This window comes from Pseudomonas sp. PB3P13, assembly GCF_054897735.1.
On record NZ_CM142702.1, the window covers coordinates 4370251 to 4386946 of the forward strand.

A 16696-nucleotide genomic window follows, 5' to 3' on the forward strand; every position below is an offset into this window, starting at 1 on the left:
ACTTAAGCCAGTTTTTCCTTGATGCGAGCTGCTTTACCGGACAGGTCACGCAGGTAGTACAGCTTGGCTTTACGTACGTCACCGCGACGTTTAACGGCCATGCTGTCGATTTGCGGGCTGTAGGTCTGGAAAGTACGCTCTACGCCAACACCGTTGGAGATTTTACGCACGGTGAAAGCACTGTTTACGCCGCGGTTACGCTTGGCGATCACAACACCTTCGAACGCTTGCAGACGCGAACGGTCGCCTTCCTTCACTTTCACCTGAACGACAATGGTGTCGCCCGGGGCAAAGGTAGGGATTTCTTTGGTCATCTGCTCTGCTTCGAGTGCAAGGATGATTTTGTTAGTCATGCTGTGCTCCTAAGGTAAATCGTCGGATTTACCATCGATACGTTGTTAACTATCGTCCCGCTCGCGGATGTATTCCTCGAGCAGCTTCTTCTCTTCTCCAGAAAGCGAGCGGCTTTCCAGAAGATCGGCGCGTCGTTCAAAGGTCCTACCAAGGGACTGCTGTAAACGCCAACGCCGGATATGCGCGTGATTGCCACTTAGCAATACGTCGGGAACACGCTGATCCGCATACACCTCCGGTCGGGTGTAGTGCGGGCAATCCAGCAAACCATCCGTAAAGGAATCTTCCTCGGCGGAGTCCGCATGCCCTAAAGCTCCAGGCAGCAGTCGTGTAACCGCATCGATCAGGACCATCGCCGGCAGCTCGCCGCCAGACAGTACATAGTCGCCAATCGACCACTCTTCATCGACATGAGCCTCAATAAAACGCTCGTCAATGCCTTCATAACGGCCGGCAATCAGGATCAATGCATCCAGATTCGCCAACTCGCGTACCGCCGACTGAGTCAGTTGACGGCCTTGGGGGGACAGGTAAATCACCTTCGCCGCCTCCCCGGCTGCTGCCTTGGCCTGAACCAGAGCATCTTCCAGGGGTTTGATCTTCATCACCATGCCCGGGCCACCGCCAAATGGGCGATCGTCCACAGTGTGATGCCGATCCGTCGTGTAGTCTCGCGGATTCCAACAGGTGAGCTGCAAGAGCCCCTGTTTCACCGCACGACTGGTGATGCCGTACTCGCTGATGGCGGCGAACATCTCGGGAAACAAACTGATCACTTCTACGCGCAAATTAGCCACGTTTAGAAGTCCGCATCCCATTCCACCTTCATCTCGCCTGCGGCAAGGTCGACAGCCAACACGCATTGCTCGGTATAGGGCAACAGGCGTTCGCGATCATCCAGGCTGCCAGCGCAAGGCTTGACCACCATTACATCATTGGCGCCGGTTTCCAGAAGATGATCGATTTTCCCGAGCAATTGCCCGAGTTGATCAATAACCTTCAGACCTTCCAGCTGGTACCAGTAGTACTCGCCGTCGGTCAATTCAGGGAACAGGTTGCGCGGCACGCAGATCTCATAACCAGCCAGAAGACGGGCTTCTTCACGATCATCAAGACCCTTGAGCTTTGCGACCAGGAACTTGTCGTTCCCACGTCCGCTGACCAGCTCGACCTGTTTCACATTGCCTTCGCGCTTGAGCGTCCAGGTTTTGTACTGCAACAGGTTTTCAGTCGGATCAGTAAAGGAATAAACCTTCACTTCGCCGCGAACGCCATGAACAGAGTAAATCTTGCCGATAACGATCAAATCATCAGCAACAGCCGGCGTTGCGTTCATATTGCTCAGGCCGCAGCCTTGGCAGCGTCCTTCAACAACTGAGCAACACGCTCAGAAGGTTGTGCACCAACGCTCAGCCAGTAGGCTACGCGCTCTTGGTTCACGGACAGACGAACTTCCTGACCACGAGCAACAGGGTTGAAGAAACCAACCTGTTCCTTGTGCGAACCGTCGCGCGGGTTGCGGCTGTCGGTTACGGTCAAGTGGTAAAACGGGCGCTTTTTGGAGCCGCCAAGGGCAAGACGGATTGTTAGCATGTGAACATCGTTCCTGTAGTCGGTGCTGCAAATCTAAAGGCACAGCGGGCATAGGTGCCCGAAAGGCCGCATATTCTAAGGAATATCCGGACTTTTGCAAATGTCTTTTTCCGGCGCTCTACCAGCCGCCATCCAGATTTGCTATAGAGCCGTCGTTGTTAACGGCCAGTCAGCTCCCGCCAAGTGCGGGTTTGCTGTTGATCCCACTTCCGTGTGGGCTGCGCAAAAGCGGACTTTCGCGCGAAATATTTACATTTTCGGCATGCCGCCGCCGGGCAACATACCGCCCATGCCGCGCATCATTTTGGCCATTCCGCCTTTGGCGGAAAATTTCTTCATCATCTTCTGCATCTGCTTGTGCTGCTTGATCAAGCGACCGATGTCCTGCACCTGGGTGCCGGAACCCATGGCAATCCGGCGCTTGCGCGAACCGCTGATCAGCTCAGGGTCGCGGCGCTCGGCCGGGGTCATTGAATTGATGATGGCTTCCATCTGCTTGAATTGTTTCTCTGCCGCGCCCTGGGCGTTGCCCATCTGCGCCAGATTGACACCGCCGATGTTCGGCAGTTTGTCCATGAGGCCACCGAGGCCGCCCATGTTTTTCATCTGTTGCAACTGATCTCGGAAGTCTTCGAGGTCGAAGCCCTTGCCCTTCTTTAATTTCTTCGCAAGCTTGTCGGCCTTGTCCTTGTCGAGGGTCTGCTCAGCCTGTTCGATCAGGCTGAGCACGTCGCCCATGCCAAGAATGCGCGAGGCGATACGCTCAGGGTGGAACGGTTCGAGCGCGTCGCTCTTCTCGCCCATACCGATAAACTTGATCGGTTTACCGGTGATGGCGCGAACCGACAGCGCTGCACCGCCACGGGCATCGCCGTCGACCTTGGTCAGAATCACACCGGTCAGCGGCAGTGCATCACCGAAGGCCTTGGCCGTGTTGGCAGCGTCCTGGCCGGTCATGGCGTCGACCACGAACAGGGTTTCCACCGGGTTGATCGCGGCATGCAACGCCTTGATCTCGCCCATCATCTCTTCGTCGATATGCAGACGACCAGCGGTATCGACGATGACCACATCGATGAATTTCAGCCTGGCTTCTTTAATAGCGGCTTGCGCAATCTCGACCGGCTTTTGGCTCAGGTTGGACGGGAAGAAGGTGACGCCCACCTCACCGGCGAGCATTTCCAGCTGCTTGATCGCCGCCGGACGGTAGATGTCCGCGGACACCACCATGACCGATTTCTTCTTGCGCTCTTTAAGGAAGCGCGCAAGTTTGCCGGCCGTGGTGGTTTTACCCGCGCCCTGCAGACCGGCCATCAAGACGATGGCGGGTGGCACGGCGCTCAGGTTCAAGTCTTCGTTGGCGGCACCCATCAGGCTTTCGAGTTCGGCCTGGACGATCTTCACGAAGGCCTGGCCCGGCGTCAGGCTGCGCGACACTTCGGTGCCGACGGCGCGCTCCTTGACCGAGTTGACGAAGTCCTTGACCACCGGCAACGCAACGTCGGCCTCGAGCAACGCCATGCGCACTTCGCGCAGCGTGTCTTTGATGTTGTCTTCGGTCAGCTTGGCCTTGCCGGTGACATGGCGCAGCGTCTGCGAGAGACGGTCGGTTAAGTTTTCAAACATTGCGCGATCCTTTCAGGCCCTGTGTTGACCGGGATAATGGCGGCCCGGACCGTGATAAACATGAGCTCGGCGAGCCTGCGGCGTGGGCAGGTCGCGGATTATAGCGAAGACTGCGTCTGGCGGACACCTCGCACTTTCGTGGTGTGTGGGTTCTATGCCAAACTCAGCGCCTTTCGGGCTTGCCTAACAGGATTTATGCTCCCCTTGTCACCCAGTTTGCTTACCACCCTCGCCGCCGCCTGTTTATATGCCGCTGCGACTCTCTATCAAGGCACTCGTCTGGCCACCGGCGCCAAGGCGAACAAGCGCCTGCTGGTCACGCTCGGCGTACTGGCGGTGCTGGCCCACAGCGCCAGCCTGCTCACTCACCTGTTGACACCGATCGGCCTGGGCCTGGACTTTTTCAGTGCCGCCAGCCTGATCGCCGCAGCAGTCATTGCCCTGACGCTGCTGGCCTGCTCGCGGATCCCGGTGGAAAACCTGCTTGTATTGCTGTTCCCGCTGGGGGCCGCGACGGTTTTACTGGCGCAGTTCGCGCCCGCTGGCACGGTGCAGATCATCGACGAGGAACCGGGCATTCTTGCCCACATTCTCTTGTCCATCCTCGCGTACGGCATGTTCACCATCGCGGTGTTCCAGGCGTTGTTGCTGCTGGTGCAGGACCATCAACTCAAGCACAAGCACCCTTCCGGACTGATCAGGAATTTCCCGCCGCTGCAAACCATGGAAAGCCTGCTGTTCGGTTTCCTCTGGGCTGGCTGGACACTGCTGTCGATGTCATTGATTTCCGGCTGGCTGTTCGTCGAGAACCTGTTCGCCCAGCACCTGGTGCACAAAACCTTGTTGGCGTGCCTCGCCTGGATTGTTTTCAGCGTGCTGTTATGGGGACGCAATCGACTCGGCTGGCGCGGACACAAGGCCATTCGCTGGACCCTCGCCGGTTTTTGCCTGCTGATGCTGGCGTACTTCGGCAGCAAGCTGGTCCGTGAATACATTCTGCACATCTGACGGGCGGCACTAATGGACGACTTGCCCTTGGGGCCGATGCTCGCAGTGGTGGCGCTGCTGATTTTATGGTCGGGCCTGTTTACCGCAATCGAAGCGGCGCAACAACATGTGCTCGCCCAGCGCACGGCGTCGCGCGCCAACGACAAGCCACTGGCGAAACTGAGTTTTCCGCTTAGCAGCCTTATTCTCTGCAACACGCTATGCCGCGCACTCGTGGTGGTTATCAGCACCTTGCTGGCGATTTTCACCTGGGCCGAAAACGGTCCGTGGGCAGCGTGCCTTGGGGCAGGCGCCGTTTTGCTGGTATTCGCCGACTACCTGCCGCGCACGCTCGCCGTGCGGTATCCCGATGCTGTGCTGGCGCTGGGCAACACCTTGCTGCGCATCCCTCTGAGAATCCTCTACCCCGCTGCCTGGTTGCTGAGCGGCATCAGCCAGTTACTCACCCGACCGTTCGCGCGCAAGGCCAAAGTGGTGCAGCAGAGCGAAGATGAAGCGCCGACGGATCGCCGTGACGATCACGACAGCCCGGTTTGTCGCCCGCACGCGTTACCGGGCATTCACGCGCTGGACAACATTACCGTCAACGACATTCTGGTACCGCGCAGCGAAGTCGACGGAATCAACCTTGACGACTCGATCGAAGAAATCCTCGAACAGCTTCGCGCCAATCGACGCACGCGCCTGCCGGTTTTCCATAGCGACATCAATCAGGTCGAGGCGGTTCTCAACACTCGGCAGGTCCGCCATCTGCTGCCGGGTGGCCAACTGACCCGCGAAGCGTTGCTCGCTGCGTGTCACGATCCCTACTTCGTGCCGGAAAGCACCCCGCTGCAACTGCAGTTGCTGAATTTCCACAAGCAGCAGCGACGCCTGGGCATGGTGGTCGACGAATACGGTGAGGTGCTGGGCATCGTCACGCTGGAAGACATTCTCGAAGAAATCGTCGGCGAGTTCGAAAGCCAGCACAGCCTCGACAACCCGCACATCCATCCGCAAACGGACGGGCGTTTGATGATTGACGGCGCGGCGTCGATTCGCGATGTGAACAAGAGCCTCGGCTGGCACTTGCCGAGCGACGGCCCGAAAACCCTTAACGGGCTGGTTACCGAGGCGCTGGAAACGATTCCGGAAAGCCCGGTGTGCCTGAAAATTGGCCGCTATCGGCTGGAGATTCTCGAGACCGAGGACAATCGCGTCACGCGCGTGTTGATCTGGCATAACAGCTCCGTCCCAGCCGTTGTGCCCCTTCGTTAGACATTAAAGGATCGCAGCCTGCGCCAGCTCCTGCACTCGGAATGTGTTCCGCCGCAGGCTGCGATCTTTTCAGGTTCCACCCTTGTTCAATCGTTAGCCGCCTTCCTATAATCGAATCCGCTTACCCAAGCCCCGCCACACCCCGTGCTACCCGCACCCCGCGTCAAACCCACATCCCTGGGTGTTCCACCATAATAATTCGCTCCACTGGGGCACATGACTGTCAGGGATTAACACATGACGACCAGCACGACTTACAGCGAAACCACGCCTGACCAACCGACCAACTCCGCCACCCGCGTGGCGACCGCGAGTTTTATCGGCACGGCCATCGAGTTTTACGATTTCTACGTCTATGCCACTGCTGCAGCGCTGGTGATCGGGCCGGTGTTCTTTCCGCAAACCTCCGGGACCGCGCAGATGCTCTCTGCCTTCCTCACTTTCGGGATCGCGTTTCTTGCCCGGCCGTTGGGTTCGGCGCTGTTCGGCCACTTCGGCGATCGCATCGGGCGCAAGTCGACGCTGGTCGCCTCGCTGCTATTGATGGGCGTGTGCACCACGCTGATCGGCGTGCTGCCGGGTTATGACAGCATTGGTGCCTGGGCACCGATTCTGCTGTGCGTGTTGCGTTTCGGCCAAGGCTTGGGATTGGGCGGCGAATGGGGCGGCGCGGCCTTGCTGGCGACAGAGAATGCGCCAAAGGGCAAGCGCGCCTGGTTTGGCATGTTTCCCCAACTCGGCCCTTCTATTGGATTCCTGGCGGCCAACGGGCTGTTTCTGACGCTGGCCATGACCCTGGACGACGAACAGTTCCGCTCGTGGGGCTGGAGGATCCCGTTTCTGCTCAGTGCAGCGCTGGTGATGGTGGGCCTGTACGTACGCCTGAAACTGCATGAAACGCCGGTATTCGCCAATGCCATGGCCCGCCAGGAACGGGTAAAAATACCGCTGGTCGAGTTGTTCAGCCAATATTGGGCGCCGATGCTGCTGGGCGCAGGCGCGATGGTGGTGTGTTACGCGCTGTTCTACATCTCGACCGTGTTCTCGCTGAGTTATGGCGTGTCGACGCTGGGCTATACCCGCGAAACCTTCCTCGCGCTGTTGTGCTTCGCCGTGCTGTTCATGGCAGCGGCAACGCCATTGTCAGCGCTGGCTAGCGATCGCTACGGGCGCAAACCGGTGCTGATCATCGGTGGCGTGCTCGCGGTTCTGTCCGGGTTTCTGATGGAGCCGTTGCTCACCCAGGGTTCGACATGGGGCGTGGCGCTGTTCCTGTGCATCGAGTTGTTTTTGATGGGCGTGACGTTTGCGCCGATGGGGGCGTTGCTGCCTGAGCTGTTTCCGACGCATGTGCGGTACACCGGAGCATCGGCGGCCTACAACCTCGGCGGAATCGTCGGTGCCTCGGCGGCGCCGTTCTTTGCACAGAAGCTGGTGGCGATGGGCGGTTTGAGCTACGTCGGCGGGTATGTGTCGGGGGCGGCGGTGCTGAGTCTGATCGCGGTGATGTGTCTGAAAGAGACGCGCGATAACGATTTGAATCGGGTGGCCTGACACCTTTCTGTGGAGCGAGCTTGCTCGCGATGGAGATGAGGGCGCCGCTGGGTATCAGGCAACCACCGTCATCGGTGACGTCCATCGCGAGCAAGCTCGCTCCTACAGATTGACTACAGCTCTACCGCAACAGCCTGAGAAGCACGGGTCGCTTTAGCGCGAGCAGTCTCGATCGACTCATCCCGCGCCAGCGCCACACCCATCCGGCGCTGCCCGTTCACTTCCGGCTTGCCGAACAGACGCAACGCCGTGTCCGGCTCGCTCAGCGCAGCACCGAGGTTGGCGAACGCCGTCTGGGTCGACTGCCCTTCCACCAGAATCACTGCTGACGCTGAAGGCCCGAACTGGCGAATCAATGGAATCGGCAGGCCCAGAATGGCTCGCGCGTGCAAGGCAAACTGCGACAAGTCCTGGGAAATCAGGGTGACCAGACCGGTGTCGTGCGGACGCGGCGAGACTTCGCTGAACCACACCTGGTCGCCCTTGATGAACAACTCGACGCCGAACAGACCACGACCGCCCAAGGCTTCGGTGACCGCTTTGGCGACACGCTCGGATTCTGCCAGGGCCACCGGGCTCATCGCTTGTGGCTGCCAGGATTCCTGATAATCGCCCTTCTCCTGACGATGACCGACCGGCGCACAGAACGTGGTGCCGCCGACGTGGCGCACGGTCAGCAGGGTGATTTCGTAATCGAAGTCGATGAAACCTTCGATGATCACCCGACCTTTACCGGCGCGGCCACCTTCCTGTGCGTATTCCCAGGCGGTTTTTACGTCATCGGCGCTGCGCAGCAGGCTCTGGCCCTTACCCGACGAACTCATCACCGGCTTGACCACGCAAGGGAAACCGAGGTCTTCGACGGCCTTGCTGTAGTCCTCGAAGGTATCGGCGAAGAAGTACGGCGAGGTCGGCAGGCCCAATTCTTCGGCGGCGAGACGACGGATGCCTTCGCGATTCATGGTCAGTTGTGCGGCGCGCGCCGTCGGGATCACGGTGAAGCCTTCGGCTTCCAGCTCGACCAGCGTCGCGGTGGCGATGGCTTCGATTTCCGGCACGATGAAATGCGGCTTCTCGGCTTCGATGACCGCACGCAGGGCCGCGCCGTCGAGCATGTTGATCACGTGGCTGCGATGCGCCACCTGCATGGCCGGTGCATTGGCGTAGCGATCCACGGCAATCACTTCAACGCCCAGGCGTTGCAGCTCGATCACCACTTCCTTGCCCAACTCGCCACAGCCACACATCAATACGCGGGTCGCGGTTGGCGACAATGGAGTTCCGATACGGGTCATCTCAGGTCCTCAAAGAAGCGGAACATCGAGGGATGCGGGAAAGTAGCGTACACGCAACTTGCACGCTCCCCATGGGGAGAAAGCGCGGCATTTTACATGAACCTGAGGGTTTGACTTCAACTGGCGACGGCCTGTTTGCGCAAGCGCCATGCCATGATCAGCCACACGGCCGTGACGCCGGCGAATTTCGAGCCCATGGCAGTCAGGAGCACGGCGGGAGTCAAGGCGTCGATCATGCCGAAGAAGATGAAGGTATCGAGCGGGATGCTCAGCGCCGAACTTATCCACAGCCGGTCGTGCAGTGGGCGCTTGGTGATGGTGAATACCAGCCAGTCAATGCACTCGGAAACGGCGAACGCCGTCGCGCTCGCCAGAGCGATGGAAGGGTCGGAGGTGACGTAGGACAAGACCAGCGCCACCAGCATGGCGATGATCGCGCCATGACCGAAACGGGTTTGCACCATGTCGCGGAGCACGAACACCAGCCCGCCCCACGCCGACCAGATGATGTCCAGGTGCGGCGCGGTGGAAAAGGCGTAGTTGATCAGCACGACGCTGCTGATGTAGGCGATCAGGAAGAGCATGTTGGTGGGTGATACCTGTCAGTTTGGCGCACAGGGTACTTTATCTGGGGTTCACATATAACCTGTGGCGAGGGGGCTTGCCCCCGTCGGGGCGCGAAGCGGCCCTAAATCGGGCGAACGCGGAATGTCAGATTGAACTCTACGGCTTTTTTGCACTGCTTCGCAGCGCAACGGGGGTAAACCCCCTCGCCACAGGAGAGTTTGTCGATCAGAGAGGCTCACAACATTCAGGAATCGGATTTGGCAGGCAGCATCCAGACCAACCCACTCGACTTCGCCCGCTCGTGGCACAAGCCCAATACCGTTCGACGCTCGTCGTTACTCATCCGGCTCCAGCGCGTGATCTCTTCCACCGTGCGCTGACACCCGGTGCAGATGTCTGCCTCGTCCAGCGCACAGATGTTCACGCAAGGCGAGCGGACCGGGCGTTCCGGCGTGGTCATTGTTCCTGCTCAGCCAGATCGCGGGCATAACGCTGCGAGTTGTGCACGTAGTGGGCGGCACTCGCTTCGAGCATGCTCTTCTGCTGCTCGGTCAGCTCCCGCACCACTTTGCCGGGCGAGCCCATGACCAGCGAACCGTCGGGAATCTCCTTGCCCTCACCGATCAGCGAGTTGGCGCCGATGATGCAATGCTTGCCGATCTTCGCGCCGTTGAGGATCACCGCGTTGATCCCGATCAGGCTGTAGTCGCCCACCGTGCAGCCGTGAAGCATCGCGTTGTGACCGATGGTCACGCCGGTGCCGAGGGTGAGCGGGTAGCCCATGTCAGTGTGCATCACCGTGCCGTCCTGCACGTTGCTGTTCCTGCCGACCAGGATCAGCTCGTTGTCGCCACGCAACACCGCGTTGAACCAAACGTTGGCGCCCTCTTCCAGCTTGACCTTGCCCACCAGCACGGCGTTAGGTGCGACCCAACTCTGTGGGTGGCTTTCGACGCGGGCGTCGCCCAGGCGATATTTCATTTTATTGTCCTCAAGGGCCAGGCAGGCTCACGCTACACAGTTCATGCCATACGAACGATGGCTTCAGGTATTGATGAAACTTTTGGGCGGTTGATGCAGGCTGATTTTCGCGTCGTACAGCAGGTTGATCAACTCGACGATCATGATCGCCGTCAAACCCCAAATCTTGTATTCGCCATAGCGATAGCTCGGCACATACCAGCTGCGCCCCTGATAATCGATGCGGTGCGTGTGTTCGCGCGGGTCCTTGCGGAAGAACTCCAGCGGCACACTGAACACGGCGGCGATCTCGGCATCGTTGGGTTGATACTCGACGAAATCCGGAATCACGCCGACGTAGGGCGTGACCTTGATGCCGTGCAGCGAGATCAGCGGGCTCAGCGGGCCAATCACTTCGACCAGGCCTGGAGGCAAGCCGATTTCTTCCTGGGCTTCGCGCAGGGCAGTAAAAATCAGGTCCGGGTCTTCGGGGTCGCGGCGACCGCCGGGGAAGGCCACTTCACCGCCGTGGGTCGAGAGCCCGCTGGCGCGCAGGGTCAGCACCAGCTCCGGCTCTCCGCTGCGGGTGATGGGCACCAGGACGGCGGCCTCGGGGAAACGTTTATCGGTTTCCAGCGTTCGCGGAGTGTGGCTGCTTACACGGTGAAGTAGCTCGTCCAGCATGAGTCTTCTCGATTTATTCGCTACCTTGCATCATGCACCAATCACATCGGCCACCCAACCCCCGAACAGCCTCGTGTCGCGAAACGACAACTTGCCGACTGACACCGCCACACGCCAAGATAGGCGCAGCCTTCAGGAACCCAAGCATGAAATTTTGCAGTCAGTGCGGCAACCCGGTTACCCAGCGCATTCCAGAAGGCGATTCACGCCTGAGATTTGTTTGCGACCGCTGTCATACCGTCCACTATCAGAATCCCAACATCGTTGCCGGTTGCGTACCGACGTGGGGCACCAAGGTGTTGCTGTGTCGCCGTGCGATCGAGCCGCGACTCGGGTATTGGACGCTGCCGGCCGGCTTCATGGAAAATGGCGAAACCATCGAGCAGGCCGCCATCCGGGAGACCGCGGAAGAGGCCTGCGCGCGGGTGCGCAATTTGAACATCTACACGTTGATCGACGTGCCGCACATCAGTCAGGTGCATGTGTTTTTTCGCGCAGAACTGGTGGACATCGCTTTTGCCGCCGGCCCGGAGAGTCTGGAAGTCGCGCTGTTTGAAGAAGCCGACATCCCTTGGTCCGAGCTGGCTTTCCGCACGGTGGGCCGTACCTTAGAATGTTACTTCGCTGACCGGCGCAATGAGGTCTACCCCGTGAGGTCCGAGTCGATCCCGCCGCTGGTGAAATCCGTCCTGACCTGATTCGCAATCTGCGCAGACGTGGAAAGATCGCAGCCTGCGGCAGCTCCTACAAACATCGCAACACTCTTTGGGATATCGTTTTAATGCGCTGGTTGCTTGCCCTGTTCTGCTGGTCGTTCGTTGCAGTGTCCCAGGCTTCTTCGGTGGAAGCGCTGGAGGGCAAAGTCATCGAAAAAGTCCTGGTGCTCAAATCCGCCCATCAATTGCAATTGATCAATGACGGCAAGCCCATCAAGACCTATCGCATCTCGCTGGGCAAAGGAGCCACCAAAGGACCGAAGCTGATCGAAGGCGACAAGCGCACCCCGGAAGGCTTCTACTGGCTGGACTGGCGCAAGACCAGCGAAAAATTCAACCTGTCGATGCACATTTCCTATCCGAACATCAGCGACTCCGCCCGCGCCCGGCGTGAAGGCGTCGAGCCGGGTGGCATGATCATGATCCATGGCACGCCAGACACCGAAGAGAACCCTGAAGACCTGTTCCATACCCTGGACTGGACCGACGGCTGCATCGCCATGCGCAACATGGACATGCGCGAAGTCTGGAACCTGGTGCCGGACGGGACGATGATCGAGATTCGTCCGTAACTCTGAAGTTTGACGCCCGATGGCCCCTCACAGAAAATAAAAAACCCGCTGATCTTCATCAGCGGGTTTTTATTTGAACGACCGGAAAGCTAGAACTCCTCCAGCCGCCACACCTCATAAGCCGGCGTCTCGTACGGATGGCTGAGTTTCAGCGCAGCCACTACGGCCACGATCAACTCGTCTGCCACGACCAGCTCAACCTTCCATTCCTCAACCTGCTCGACCTGCCCCGCTTCGCCAATGAAAGGCTGACTGCCCTCCAGCGGACGAAACTGGCCCTGGCCCAAGACTTGCCAAGCGCAGTGATCATAAGCGCCGAGCCGACCGCCACCGGCGGCGAATACGGCACTCTTGACCCCGTCGACATGACTGTCTGGAACAAAAAAACCGAGCTTGTACATCGTGCTTAGTTCACCCACACACGAGCGTTACGGAACATGCGCATCCATGGCGCGTCTTCGTTCCAGTCTTCCGAACGCCACGAGTTCTGCACAGCACGGAACACACGTTCCGGGTGCGGCATCATGATCGTTACGCGACCGTCGCGGCTGGTCAGACCGGTTATTCCGCGCGGCGAGCCGTTCGGGTTGGCCGGGTAGCTTTCGGTGACCTTGCCATGGTTATCGACGAAACGCATCGCCACGCAACCGGACAGATCGGCTTCGAGCAAGGCTTCTTCGCTGGCGAACTCGGCATGCCCTTCGCCATGCGCGATGGCGATCGGCATGCGCGAACCGGCCATGCCCTGCAGGAAGATCGAGTTCGATTCCTGAACCTGAACCATCGCCACGCGGGCTTCGAACTGCTCGGAACGGTTGCGCACGAAGTGCGGCCAGAACTCGCTGCCCGGGATCAACTCGTGCAGATTGGACATCATCTGGCAACCGTTGCACACGCCGAGGGTGAAGCTGTCGGTGCGTTCGAAGAAGCCCTGAAAAGCATCGCGCGCACGGCTGTTGAACAGTGCCGATTTGGCCCAGCCTTCACCGGCACCCAGTACGTCGCCGTAGGAGAAACCGCCGCAGGCCACCAGGCCTTTGAACTCGTTCAGGTCGACACGGCCGGCCAGAATGTCGCTCATGTGTACGTCGATTGCGTTGAAACCGGCGCGGTCGAACGCGGCCGCCATCTCCACCTGACCGTTGACGCCCTGCTCACGCAGTACGGCAACCTGTGGGCGGATGCCTTTCTTGATGTAAGGCGCAGCGACGTCCTGGTTGACGTCGTAGCTCAGCTTGACGCTCAGGCCCGGATTGTCTTCTTCCAGCAGCACGTCGAACTCTTGCTCGGCGCAGTCGGCGTTATCACGCAGACGCTGAATCTGGTAGCTGGTCTCCGACCATTGACGTTGCAGCAGACGACGCTGACCTTCGAATACGGTGTCACCGTTGAAGGTGATGCTGATCTGGCCGTTGTTCATCGGCTGCCCGATCACCGACACGCAGTCGCCCAGACCGGCAGCGCTGAACTGCGCAAGGATGTCAGGCGTAGCGTCCTGACGAACCTGGATCACGGCGCCCAGTTCTTCGTTGAACAGAATCGCCGCGATGTCGGCCGAGGTTTCTGCCAGACCGTCGAGGTTCAGGCTCAGACCGCAGTGGCCAGCAAAGGCCATTTCCACGGTGCTGGTCAGCAGACCACCGTCGGAACGGTCGTGGTACGCCAGCAAGTGACCATCGGCGTTTAGGCCCTGGATCACCGCGAAGAAGGCTTTGAGGTCTTCGGCATCGTCTACATCCGGCGCTTGCGAGCCGAGCTTGCCGTGAACCTGGGCCAGAATCGAGGCGCCCATGCGGTTCTGGCCACGACCCAGATCGATCAGGATCAGGTCAGTGGTGCCTTTGTCCATGCGCAGTTCCGGGGTCAGGGTCTGACGGATGTCAGCCACTGGCGCGAAACCGGTCACGATCAGCGACATCGGCGAGGTCACGGTTTTGTCGACGCCTTCGTCGTTCCAGCGCGTGGCCATGGACATCGAGTCCTTGCCCACCGGAATGGTGATGCCCAGCTCCGGGCACAACTCCATGCCGACCGCTTTCACGGTGTCGTACAAGCGTGCGTCTTCGCCTGGGTGACCGGCAGCGGACATCCAGTTCGCCGACAGCTTGATGTCGGAGATCTTGTTGATGCGCGAAGCGGCGATGTTGGTGAGTGTTTCGCCGATGGCCATGCGACCCGACGCCGGAGCGTCCAGCAGTGCCAGCGGAGTGCGCTCGCCCATGGCCATGGCTTCACCGGTGTAAACGTCGAAGCTGGTAGCCGTGACGGCAACGTCAGCCACCGGAACCTGCCACGGGCCAACCATCTGGTCCCGGGCAACGAGACCGGTGATGGTGCGGTCGCCGATGGTGATCAGGAAGCTCTTGCTGGCGACGGCCGGGTGATGCAGAACGCGCTCGACGCAATTGGCAATGTCCAGCGTCGACGGATCGAAATCATCGCCCAGTTCGTTTTCACGAACGGCCGAACGGTGCATGCGCGGCGCTTTGCCCAACAGTACTTCGAGCGGCATGTCCACCGGGCTGTTGCCGAAGTGGCTATCGGTGACCGTCAGTTGCGGCTCGGCAGTGGCTTCGCCGACCACGGCAAACGGGCAGCGCTCGCGCTCGCAGATCGCCTGGAAGCGTTCGAAGTCCGCCGGGCCGACCGCCAGAACGTAACGTTCCTGGGATTCGTTGCTCCAGATTTCGTGCGGGGCCATGCCCGGCTCGTCGTTTGGAATGTTGCGCAGTTCGAAACGACCACCACGATTGCCGTCGTTAACCAGTTCCGGAAAGGCGTTGGACAGCCCGCCCGCGCCGACGTCGTGAATGAAGCTGATCGGGTTTTTGTCACCCAGTTGCCAGCAACGATCGATGACTTCCTGGCAGCGACGTTCCATTTCCGGGTTTTCGCGCTGCACCGAAGCGAAGTCCAGGTCGGCCGAACTGGTGCCGGTGGCCATGGAGGAAGCCGCGCCGCCGCCCAGGCCGATCAACATGGCAGGGCCGCCCAGCACGATCAGCTTGGAGCCAACGGTGATCTCGCCTTTCTGCACGTGTTCGGCGCGGATGTTGCCCATGCCGCCGGCCAACATGATCGGCTTGTGGTAACCGCGAACTTCGTCGCCACGCGGAGTGGTGATCGACTGTTCAAAGGTCCGGAAATAACCGGTCAGGGCCGGACGACCGAATTCGTTGTTGAACGCGGCGCCGCCCAGCGGCCCTTCGATCATGATGTCCAGCGCGGTAACGATGCGCTCGGGTTTGCCGTACGGCACTTCCCACGGCTGCTCGAAACCCGGGATCTGCAGGTTCGACACGGTGAAACCGGTGAGACCCGCCTTTGGCTTGGCACCGCGACCGGTCGCGCCTTCATCGCGAATCTCGCCGCCACTGCCGGTCGATGCGCCCGGGAACGGGGCAATCGCGGTCGGGTGGTTGTGGGTTTCAACCTTCATCAGGATATGCACCGGCTCCTGCACCGCACCGTACTGACGGGTTTCCGGGTCCGGGAAGAAACGGCCGGCGACGTTACCGACGATCACCGAAGCGTTGTCCTTATAAGCCGACAGAACGCCTTCGCTGTGCATCTGGTAGGTATTCTTGATCATGCCGAACAGGCTTTTTTCCTGGCTCTGGCCGTCGATGTCCCAACTGGCGTTGAAGATCTTGTGACGGCAGTGCTCGGAGTTGGCCTGGGCGAACATCATCAATTCGATGTCGTGCGGGTTGCGCTTCAAGCCGTTGAAGGCGTTGACCAGGTAGTCGATTTCGTCCTCAGCCAGGGCCAGGCCCAGCTCGGTGTTGGCTTTTTCCAGCGCGGCACGGCCGCCACCCAACACGTCGATCGCGGTCAGCGGCTTCGGTTCGGCGTGGCTGAACAGGCCGGCGGCCTGCTCGAGGTTGCCAAGAACGAGCTGGGTCATGCGATCGTGCAAGACATCGGAGATAGGGTGTGCGTCGGCGTCGCTGAACGGGCCGGCCACGTAAAACGCGATGCCGCGCTCCAATCGCTGGATCTTGCTCAGGCCGCAGTTGCGTGCGATGTCACTGGCTTTGCTGGACCAAGGCGAGATGGTGCCGAAACGCGGCAACACCAGGAACAGACGACCGGTCGGTTCTTGCACCGGGACACTTGGGCCGTACTTCAGAAGGCGCGCGAGCACCTGCTGTTCGTCGCCGGTCAGCACGCCGGTAACTTCGGCGAAGTGAGCGAATTCGGCATACAGGCCGCTGACGGCCGGAACCTTCTGGCTCAGTTGCTCAAGGAGTTTGCTGTGGCGAAAGGCAGAAAGGGCAGGAGCGCCGCGCAGGATCAACATCTTCGGGACAGCCTCGGGAAGGGGTGTGCTTTGAGGCCGTGCATTCTAGCCTAATCCGCCCGCGACATCACCCGAAACGCTACGCACGGCAATCCCCGGACGTCGGCCAGGCCAATGGACCTGTGAAGAGGCTTCTCGATCAGCTTAATTTTCCTGTGACAAAATGTCCCCAGAGCCTGTTCCTACGGGCTGCGGGTAACTTTCTTG

At 59.9% G+C, this 16696-nt stretch carries 17 protein-coding genes; 5 read left to right on the forward strand and 12 right to left on the reverse strand.

The window, feature by feature from the left end:
- Positions 1 to 2 precede the first annotated feature (2 nt).
- The 5 genes from rplS to ffh form a co-directional block, all read right to left on the reverse strand.
- The gene (gene rplS, locus ACYZT1_RS20085) at positions 3 to 353 is read right to left on the reverse strand and encodes a 50S ribosomal protein L19 (protein WP_003175895.1); all 351 of its coding nucleotides are present in this window, start codon (positions 351 to 353) and stop codon (positions 3 to 5) included.
- A 45-nt stretch (positions 354 to 398) separates the two neighbouring features.
- Positions 399 to 1172 carry a tRNA (guanosine(37)-N1)-methyltransferase TrmD gene (gene trmD / locus ACYZT1_RS20090; RefSeq protein WP_462016385.1) on the reverse strand — a complete coding sequence of 258 codons (774 nt, stop codon included), beginning with the start codon at positions 1170 to 1172 and terminating at the stop codon, positions 399 to 401.
- Positions 1154 to 1690 (reverse strand): ribosome maturation factor RimM, encoded by a 537-nt coding sequence (rimM, locus tag ACYZT1_RS20095; protein ID WP_008014731.1) that lies wholly within the window; start codon positions 1688 to 1690, stop codon positions 1154 to 1156. Before rimM ends, trmD begins: the two co-directional genes overlap by 19 nt.
- A 5-nt stretch (positions 1691 to 1695) precedes the next feature.
- A complete protein-coding gene (gene rpsP / locus ACYZT1_RS20100; RefSeq protein WP_007944872.1) occupies positions 1696 to 1947 on the reverse strand; it encodes a 30S ribosomal protein S16 in 252 nt (83 codons plus the stop codon).
- A gap of 249 nt (positions 1948 to 2196) precedes the next feature.
- Positions 2197 to 3573 carry a signal recognition particle protein gene (gene ffh / locus ACYZT1_RS20105; protein ID WP_462016386.1) on the reverse strand — a complete coding sequence of 459 codons (1377 nt, stop codon included), beginning with the start codon at positions 3571 to 3573 and terminating at the stop codon, positions 2197 to 2199.
- A 195-nt stretch (positions 3574 to 3768) separates the two neighbouring features.
- Between ffh and ACYZT1_RS20110 the strand changes: the two genes are divergently transcribed.
- From ACYZT1_RS20110 to ACYZT1_RS20120, 3 genes are all read left to right on the forward strand, one after another.
- Positions 3769 to 4581, forward strand: a complete 813-nt coding sequence (locus ACYZT1_RS20110; RefSeq protein ID WP_462016387.1) for a cytochrome C assembly family protein — start codon at positions 3769 to 3771, stop codon at positions 4579 to 4581.
- Between the two features lie 12 nt (positions 4582 to 4593).
- Positions 4594 to 5838, forward strand: a complete 1245-nt coding sequence (locus ACYZT1_RS20115) for an HlyC/CorC family transporter (protein WP_462016388.1) — start codon at positions 4594 to 4596, stop codon at positions 5836 to 5838.
- Between the two features lie 237 nt (positions 5839 to 6075).
- Entirely contained in the window at positions 6076 to 7392 is a 1317-nt protein-coding gene (locus tag ACYZT1_RS20120) for an MFS transporter (protein WP_462016389.1), read from the forward strand.
- Positions 7393 to 7505: 113 nt separating this feature from the next.
- Here the strand turns inward: ACYZT1_RS20120 and purT are convergent, their stop codons facing one another.
- The 5 genes from purT to ACYZT1_RS20145 form a co-directional block, all read right to left on the reverse strand.
- Positions 7506 to 8687 carry a formate-dependent phosphoribosylglycinamide formyltransferase gene (gene purT, locus ACYZT1_RS20125; RefSeq protein ID WP_462016390.1) on the reverse strand — a complete coding sequence of 394 codons (1182 nt, stop codon included), beginning with the start codon at positions 8685 to 8687 and terminating at the stop codon, positions 7506 to 7508.
- 116 nt (positions 8688 to 8803) lie between these two features.
- Entirely contained in the window at positions 8804 to 9271 is a 468-nt protein-coding gene (locus ACYZT1_RS20130) for a preQ0 transporter (protein ID WP_462016391.1), read from the reverse strand.
- Positions 9272 to 9498: 227 nt separating this feature from the next.
- Positions 9499 to 9714 (reverse strand): DUF1289 domain-containing protein, encoded by a 216-nt coding sequence (locus tag ACYZT1_RS20135; RefSeq protein ID WP_462016392.1) that lies wholly within the window; start codon positions 9712 to 9714, stop codon positions 9499 to 9501.
- On the reverse strand, positions 9711 to 10235 hold the full coding sequence (locus ACYZT1_RS20140) for a gamma carbonic anhydrase family protein (protein ID WP_462016393.1): 525 nt from the start codon (positions 10233 to 10235) through the stop codon (positions 9711 to 9713). The genes ACYZT1_RS20135 and ACYZT1_RS20140 overlap by 4 nt, the downstream gene beginning before the upstream one ends.
- Positions 10236 to 10298: 63 nt before the next feature.
- Positions 10299 to 10898, reverse strand: coding sequence for a CoA pyrophosphatase (locus tag ACYZT1_RS20145; RefSeq protein WP_462016394.1), 600 nt, complete (start codon positions 10896 to 10898; stop codon positions 10299 to 10301).
- A 146-nt stretch (positions 10899 to 11044) separates the two neighbouring features.
- Here ACYZT1_RS20145 and ACYZT1_RS20150 point away from each other — a divergent pair, with 146 nt between their 5' ends.
- Positions 11045 to 11596: an NUDIX hydrolase gene (locus ACYZT1_RS20150; protein ID WP_462016395.1), complete on the forward strand. Its 552-nt coding sequence runs from the start codon at positions 11045 to 11047 to the stop codon at positions 11594 to 11596.
- 83 nt (positions 11597 to 11679) lie between these two features.
- Positions 11680 to 12186, forward strand: coding sequence for a L,D-transpeptidase family protein (locus ACYZT1_RS20155; protein WP_462016396.1), 507 nt, complete (start codon positions 11680 to 11682; stop codon positions 12184 to 12186).
- An 89-nt stretch (positions 12187 to 12275) separates the two neighbouring features.
- Here the strand turns inward: ACYZT1_RS20155 and ACYZT1_RS20160 are convergent, their stop codons facing one another.
- The gene (locus ACYZT1_RS20160; RefSeq protein WP_462016397.1) at positions 12276 to 12587 is read right to left on the reverse strand and encodes an NGG1p interacting factor NIF3; all 312 of its coding nucleotides are present in this window, start codon (positions 12585 to 12587) and stop codon (positions 12276 to 12278) included.
- Between the two features lie 5 nt (positions 12588 to 12592).
- Entirely contained in the window at positions 12593 to 16489 is a 3897-nt protein-coding gene (gene purL, locus ACYZT1_RS20165; RefSeq protein WP_462016398.1) for a phosphoribosylformylglycinamidine synthase, read from the reverse strand.
- Positions 16490 to 16696: the final 207 nt, after the last annotated feature.